Here is a 6,407-nt window from a genome sequence, read left to right on the forward strand (position 1 = left end):
TTTTTTCCGTGCCTTCGGCTATTTGTTTCATGCTTCCTCTGCCATGTTCTACCCGCAAAATCTGCTAAACCCCAAGGCTGGATTTCCACAAATACCCTAAACAAAACCCCAACAAAAAACACTAAACAACTCCTCCGCGGTAATCATTTTGTTCTTTTGCTTTTTGAGTTTTATTTAGGGTTCGATCTGGTGTAAGGCATCTCGGTGTTTCTTTATCACCAAAAAAATCGGAGTGCTTCACACAAATATAAAGGGGTTTCTACTTTCTTTTATTTTGTTATTCCCTGTTTACCTTTCATTTATTTAGCAAGACCAAAAGACTTCTACTGGTCGTGCTATTGTGCCAAAGTCATTTCGCTTACCAATTACCCTACCCTAATACTTGTGCTTTCGAGATAGGTGGAAGGAAAAATTTCACACATATTTAACACTGTATTTTTAAATATAAATATTTATTTTCTTATAATTAACAGACTTAAAACCAGTAATTTAATTAAGATTAATGATGAGAAAATTTACATTACATTTAATATTTGCATGGTGTTTTGTGGCGGGTACCATTGTTACGGCATACTCCCAAAGTGATCTGATTATTTCTGAGTACATAGAAGGAAGTAGCTTTAATAAAGCAATAGAGATTTACAATGGAACAGGAGGTCTTGTTGATCTTTCAAATTATAGTTTGGAAAAGGATGTTAATGGTGATGGATTTTTCAGTTCTACCCTTGCTCTCAGTGGGACATTGACTGATGGAGAAGTATATGTATTAGCGCACGGAAATGCTGATGCTGCTATATTAGACGTTGCAAATGTTTTAAATGAAAGTGTGATTAATTTTAATGGAAATGATCAGATTCGATTAATTAAAAATGGGTTGGAAATTGATCGGATTGGGATAAGTGGAAATGTCAATTTTGCCAAAGATCTTACTTTTATTCGCCATTCAAATGTAACTTCTCCCCAAGCCGGGGAGCAAGACCCTCGCTCCAATGGAGAATGGGAAGAGTTTGCAAAAGATGATTTCAGTTTTTTGGGAAGTCATTTTGCTGATAATAGTGTTGGGAATCCGGTGGATAATGATTACTATGCCACAACCGTAGGTTTAACCGGAAACGAGCTTAAAACTTCCCTACACAAGATAATTCGAAACCATAAGGCCTTCCCCTATTCCAGTTCTACAACAGATGTTTGGGATATTTTGAAGGTAACAGATGAAGACCCTAACAACAAAGGAAATGTTATTCTGTTTTACACGGGAAGGTCTGAGTCAAAAAGTCGTCAGGACGACGGCAGCGGAGATTCAGATAGCTGGAATAGAGAGCATATTTGGGCCAAATCCCATGGCTTTCCTGATAAGTCAGATACGGCCTATACAGATGTTCACCATCTACGGGCTACCGATCAATCTGTCAATACATCTCGCTCTAGTAAGGATTTCGACAATGGGGGTACGGAACATAATGAAGCTACAGGAAATTATTCAGATGCAGACTCATGGGAACCCAGAGACCAGGTGAAAGGAGATGTGGCGAGAATGATGTTTTATATGGCGACTCGCTATGAAGGTGATTATGATCTAGAATTGGTGGATTATACAGGAACCAACTCCGGACAACCTATATTTGGGAAGTTATCCACCCTTTTAGAATGGCATGCGGATGATCCTGTTGATGAAAGGGAAATAAGAAGAAATACTCTGATATATGAACAATTTCAGGGTAATCGCAATCCTTTTATTGACCATCCCGAATTCGTGGAAAGGATTTGGGGCACACCTACTTCCCTCTCAAATTTGCACACTGGACTATCAATGGGAAGTAAAGAATTTCAAGAGAGTAGCCTAAATCTTCAGGAAAAAAGTGAATTGGTGGTTTACCCTAATCCATCCTTTGGAAAGTTTAAAGTTATTGTTGGGGGTGAAATATTATCAAATAACCACTGGAGTATTATGGATATGAATGGAAAAGTAATACGGAGGATGACAGTCGATAAAGAAGCTACCATTGATATTTCTGAATTAAAAAGGGGTATATATATCCTACAGGTGGAAACAAAGTCAGTAGTATATAGGAGGCGGATTGTATTGCGATAACAAAGGTCGGCAAGGAAGACAAAGAAAATTCATTTGAAGGTGTGATCACCAAAGCCAAAAACTTCCACTTTACCCCCTAATTGGAAGTTTTTGGTATCCAAGGCATTTACTATCTTATGGAATAAAAAAAACGTAAAAAAGGAAATCCTAAATTGGGCTATACCTTTCTAATTTTTCCTAAAATTGAGGCCAGGAAAAAAATCCAAAAGGACTAGTTTCAAAAAGTCTCCTTTCTCATCAATAATTAGTGGAAACCTCTGAAATTTACCCTGCCTTATTATTTGTCTAGAAAAAGAAAGTTTCGATAGTTCTTTCCCTCCAGGTATTTAAATCTAGGTGTGATTTAATAGGTAGTCAGATATGTTGCCAAAAGTTAGAAAGAACTGTTTGGACAGGATTTATTCGCTTAAATTTAAGTAATTAGTTTATTCCAAAATTGTATATCGATAAAAAGAATAGTATATTTTATTTATTTTTTTATCATAAAACAATTAATTATGCCAATTTCAGATTCACAGTGGTGGACTATTGCAAGCAGAGGACTTGGGTTAAGAAGTGAAAGTAATGCAGATATTATTTATAGTGCTGCATCTTATTCAATGGATTGCGGTAAGACGGGAAGTGAGATTCTTCGTGGTACTCCAGGAAACTGGGATGAATGCCTGAGAAATACAATTGAGTTTATAAAGGGTTTCCCTGAAGCTGATAATAGATATCTTTTAATAGTAGAAGGCAGTCGTGGTGATAGTTTTGAATATTCAGGATGTTTCCCAAAATGTAGTTCTAAACCAAGAGGTATTTTAGCCAGTACTTCATTAAATGCTAGTGTTGATGAGTTATTTAAATGGGTATTAAATTCTATAGATAAATTGTAATAACCACTTATTCATTTGGTGTTCCCATTTTTACTTGTTGAGGATTAGTCAGTACTTGGGACAGTTGGGAGCTTCCTACTAGTGTGAAAGTGGTCATTCGTTTTAAGAACTTCTTTTTTTAAGGATGAGTAGATCAGTAATTACTTGGCTTTGAATTAATTAATGATAAACTTATATATCGTTAACTAAATAAAAAATTATGAAAAAGAAAGAACTAAGATTAGATCAGCTTAAGGTCGAGAGTTTTGTTACCTCCTTGGAATACGAAAAAGAAGATACCATTAAAGGGGGAGCATTTACAGTGTGGTGTCCATCTGATTGGGATGAATGTGACAAAACGGATCTTTGTTAATAGAATTAGATCCAAGTCATCATTCCTATAATTAGAACCAATTGAAAAATGCTCCAAAACTATAATTCAAAAAAAACCTTTAACAAGTTTTACCACTTCCCTAATAAAATGCATTTCTAAAGAGTATCCACCGACCTATATCCGGGTCCGCGTCGGGATATAGGTCGGTGGATACTCTTTATTTGTTTGTGGACTTCTTTTTAAAATGAGAACTATAATTCTTGATGACCGTAAGTTTGGCTATAGACAATTTATCTTTTATTATTTCCTCAATCCAATTGAATGAAATGGTATAGACTTCCCTCCTACTTTTATTTTGATGGAATCTAATAGTTTAAGACCGTTTTAATCTCTCACCCCTAATTCTATTGCCCTTTCTTTATTTATGTTATACCTTCCACTTTCCTGAAAAGTGGCACTAAATATGGGTTGAAAACAAAGCCCTAAGAAAAGTCTTTTTGACCAGTTATTGAACTCTTTTCTTTAGAACTCTACATATTTAAAAGTAGTTTTTATTCCCATGAGGCAAGTGATCAACCTAATTTGTTTAATGACAGCTTTTGCCACCCTGATCATTGGACTTTGGACCATCCGTAAACCACTGGCTATAGGAGATTTGGCCTTTTTGATTTGGTCTATTTCGCCTTATTTGGGAATTGTATTTCTTCCTAAAAGGAAATTAAAACCCTTAGCATTAAGGCTGCTTTTGGGAATTACGATTTTTATAAGTTGTGGAGGCCTGTACCAACTAGTAAATGCTATGTTTTTTATCAAGGATGCCCAAAGTGGATTGGCATTTCTTGTTATTCCCTTTGCTCAGTGGTTTCTCCTATTGATTTTTCTTATACCCGTATTTTTTTTAGGTATGACGAACCCTATTGAAAATTCAAAGAAAAGTTAATAATACTGATTTTTCCTCATTACCAAACTTTTAATTTATAGAGGGGTGGAACAAATAAAAATTGTAAATTTAGTCTATTCAAGGTAAACGTTTCGGATGGATGTTGGGAATAACCTCCTTATCAACTAGAGCTTATTGCCGGATAATTATGCTTTGATCAAAACCAGTTAAGGAAATTTTCATTTTTTTCTCCTCACCGGTTTGGGTTATTCTAACCTTTTGTCCCCTACCCTCCATATATAATTCCAGTTGGTGCCTATCTCCTTGTTGATAGACGGATGCCCAATTATCTTGACCCAATGCATTATTTTGTATTAACACCAGCTCATTGTATGCGCCAATCTGACGGATTTCATCCACCACATTTTTAAGAGTGCCTCCTATTTGAGAAATAATAATCCTATTTTTTAAACCCGATTGGCGAACATTCCTTACTATATTCCCCCCATTACGTTGCGTAATGGCTAGGAAATTATCTGTTTTACTGCTCTGACCAATTTGCCTTACTTTTTCAATGGTATTACCCAAAGCACCTGCTTTGTCATTGGCTTCCAAAGATAAATTGTTTCCGTTTATCTGATTAAATATCGTAGTACCAAAGGTACTCCTTATATCAGAAACTTCATTATTTGTTGCTGGTCCATTGGACCGCTGTACCTGTTTAATAGCAAGAAGGCTGGGACCGTTTTGGATAAGGTCATTGATGACATTAATCCCTGTTCCATTTTTGGTTATAATTTGTTTGATTAAAACAATAGCCAAGGATCCCTTTTGGGTGAAGTTTTCTATCCTATTAGATAATTCGTTTTTTGTACTGGCATTATGTTGAAATATCCCTAAGAAATTTAATGAACCACTTTGAATGACATCAGTTACAATATTTAGATTTACATCCCCGGAAGAGATGTTGTTTTGGAAAATGTACATAAGGTTCCCTTTTCCTCTTTGTTTTATCTGGGAGCCACCAGTAGCTGTTTCATTGCTATTGTTATTACCCACAGCATCAATTATTTGGGTGATGTGCATCCTATTCCATTTTCCTTCTTGACTTACGGTGGCGCTACTAGCACCCACCTCATTGTCATTGCGATTACCTAAAGAGTTATTAAATTGGGTAATGGTCATCCTGTTAAAATAGCCACCCTGGTTTATTGAGCCTCCATCAGTACCTGCTTCATTAAAACTGAGCCTGCCCGAAGCACGGATATTTTGGTGAACCGTCATACTGTTTTTAAAGCCGACCTGGCTTACTGATCCCCCACCAAAGCTAGATACTTCATTTTCATTACTAAAACCTGAAGCATTGTTGAATTGGGTAATTTTTAGATTATTACCTGTACCACTCTGGGTTACAGAACTACTTTGAATACCGACTTCATTGTCATTATCATCACCTGAAGAGTTGTTGAATTGAGTAATGTTAAGATTATTCCCTGAACCACCCTGTCTTACTGAGCCATTTGTATTTCCTACTTCATTGAAATTAAAACTTTTCGATGCACTGATGGTCTGGTAAATAGTCATATTATTTTTATTTCCCCCTTGCCGTACCGATCCCCCACCAAAGCTAGATACTTCATTATCATTGCGAAAACCTGTAGAGTTGTTGTTTTGATCAATGTGGATGCGGTTCCACCACCCTTTTTGGTTTAACCTATCCTCTTCAGAGCCTACCTCATTGTCACTTTCACTATCTAAAGAGTTGTTACTTTGAATGATTTGCATCTTATTATGCTTTCCCTCTTGGTTTAGGTTTTCTATAGTGTTACTTCCCTCCCCTTTCACTGATTGTTCCACTATGATTCTATTAAAAAAGCCACCCTGCATTACATTTTTCACAGCATTACTACCGGAGCTTTTACTTGCCAAGTTTTGAAAACCTTTGATAACATTTCCAAAACCGATTTGGGTGATCCTTGTGGTATCATTGCTACCTATAGCACCCGGTTCTCTGATTTGTTGAATGTTATTTACATTCTGTGCATAAAGGCTGTTTGTGGTTATGAAGAGTATGGAAATGAGTAGAATATCTTTCATTTTTTAACACTTTAATTTATTACACACATAAATACTCTTATCTATTGTGAAATGTTTATATCCTTAGTTAAGGTTGATGGAAGGGGGAAGGCTGAGAGGCTTGAAGAAAGAAAAGATTTGGAGGAAGACCTAAAAACTATTAAAAATAAT

Annotated in this window: 5 protein-coding genes; 4 read left to right on the forward strand and 1 reads right to left on the reverse strand. The window is 36.0% G+C overall.

The window, feature by feature from the left end; translation table 11 throughout:
- Window positions 1-502 precede the first annotated feature (502 nt).
- The 4 genes from E1171_RS09935 (at window position 503) to E1171_RS09950 (ending at window position 4,220) form a co-directional block, all read left to right on the forward strand.
- On the forward strand, window positions 503-2,092 hold the full coding sequence (locus E1171_RS09935; protein WP_155205851.1) for an endonuclease: 1,590 nt from the start codon (window positions 503-505) through the stop codon (window positions 2,090-2,092).
- Window positions 2,093-2,589: 497 nt separating this feature from the next.
- Window positions 2,590-2,967, forward strand: a complete 378-nt coding sequence (locus E1171_RS09940; protein ID WP_155205852.1) for a hypothetical protein — start codon at window positions 2,590-2,592, stop codon at window positions 2,965-2,967.
- A 199-nt stretch (window positions 2,968-3,166) separates the two neighbouring features.
- On the forward strand, window positions 3,167-3,319 hold the full coding sequence (locus E1171_RS09945) for a pinensin family lanthipeptide (protein ID WP_155205853.1): 153 nt from the start codon (window positions 3,167-3,169) through the stop codon (window positions 3,317-3,319).
- Window positions 3,320-3,839: 520 nt separating this feature from the next.
- A complete protein-coding gene (locus tag E1171_RS09950) occupies window positions 3,840-4,220 on the forward strand; it encodes a hypothetical protein (RefSeq protein ID WP_155205854.1) in 381 nt (126 codons plus the stop codon).
- Window positions 4,221-4,352: 132 nt separating this feature from the next.
- On the opposite strand, the gene E1171_RS09955 is transcribed toward E1171_RS09950, so the two are convergent.
- The gene (locus E1171_RS09955) at window positions 4,353-6,257 is read right to left on the reverse strand and encodes a hypothetical protein (protein WP_155205855.1); all 1,905 of its coding nucleotides are present in this window, start codon (window positions 6,255-6,257) and stop codon (window positions 4,353-4,355) included.
- Window positions 6,258-6,407 lie beyond the last annotated feature (150 nt).

The sequence above is a fragment of the Xanthovirga aplysinae genome, from assembly GCF_009711365.1.
GTDB classification, from domain to species: domain Bacteria; phylum Bacteroidota; class Bacteroidia; order Cytophagales; family Cyclobacteriaceae; genus Xanthovirga; species Xanthovirga aplysinae.